Source organism: Verminephrobacter aporrectodeae subsp. tuberculatae At4 (assembly GCF_000193225.1).
GTDB lineage: Bacteria > Pseudomonadota > Gammaproteobacteria > Burkholderiales > Burkholderiaceae_C > Acidovorax > Acidovorax aporrectodeae.
This window is the reverse complement of the sequence record NZ_AFAL01000268.1, coordinates 1-985: the sequence shown is the minus strand read 5'-3', so window position 1 is coordinate 985 and position 985 is coordinate 1. Positions and strand designations below refer to the sequence as shown.

Sequence of the window (985 nt, the reverse complement as noted above, 5' to 3'; positions counted from 1 at the left end):
GGACGCCGCTCCGAGTTGGTTCAGTTCGGTGATGTTCTTGGACAGCTCGGCCATCCGCGTTGTGGTCTCGTGCGCCTGCTTGTCCTTGGCAAGCTGCTCCTCGGCAGTTTTGCGCCCTTTGACCGCGCCTTTGGACAGGGTGAGCTTGTCGGGCGCCGTGGTCGCGGCTCTTCTGTCTTCCACCCGGGTCTGGACGTTGCCTGTGGCCGAGCGCTGCGCAGCGGCGATTCCGGTTGCGGGCACTGCGGTCGCGAGCTTGTTGCGGAAGGCGTTGAAGTCGCGCGCCTGCGCGGCCAGGATCTGCCGCGCCTCGGACGCTGGCGTGGCCTGCGCCGTTGCCTGGTCGGGAATCTGCAAAACGGCGCCGGCTTTGAGGAGATTCGCGTTGCCCCGGATGAAGGCGTCGGGATTGCTGTGCACCAAGGCGACCAGCATCTGGTCGAGCGAGACCCCCGCCGGACGGTAGGCATTCGCGATGCGACCCGCGGTGTCGCCGGCCCGCACCGTGACGCCGTCGGCTGGCGCGAGCCGTGTGGCGGACGCCGGGGTCATGGCATCCTCGTCGGTACGCGGCTGCGCAGGGGTCGCGTCGGATGCTGCGGACTGCCCGGCCGCCATCTGCGCCGCCGCCGTGACCGCAGGCGCTGCGCGGCGTGCGGACGACGGGTCGAACAGCATGGTGTAGTTGCGCACGATGTGGCCGGAACCCCAGCGGGCGTCGAGCACCAGGTCGAGGAACAGATCGCTGACCGGGCGCTCACCCGAGAGCCGCAGCATGGTCGTGCCATCGGGTCGGCGCTGCAGTTCAACCTGCAGATTGTTTATCGCCTGCGTGTATTCCATGCCCTGGGCACGGAAGACTTCCGGGGAGGCAATCGTGGCGCGCAGGGAATCGGCTTCGGCCGGGGTGATTTGCGGCAGTTCGATTTCGGCGCGCAGTGGCTCGCCCAGGACGGACTGCACATTGATGCGACCCAGCGCCAAG

At 68.1% G+C, this 985-nt stretch carries 1 protein-coding gene; it reads right to left on the bottom strand.

The window, feature by feature from the left end; all coding sequences use genetic code 11:
- On the bottom strand, positions 1 to 985 hold a 985-nt coding region (locus VTU_RS0106365), incomplete at both ends, for a type IV pilus assembly protein FimV (protein ID WP_029554163.1).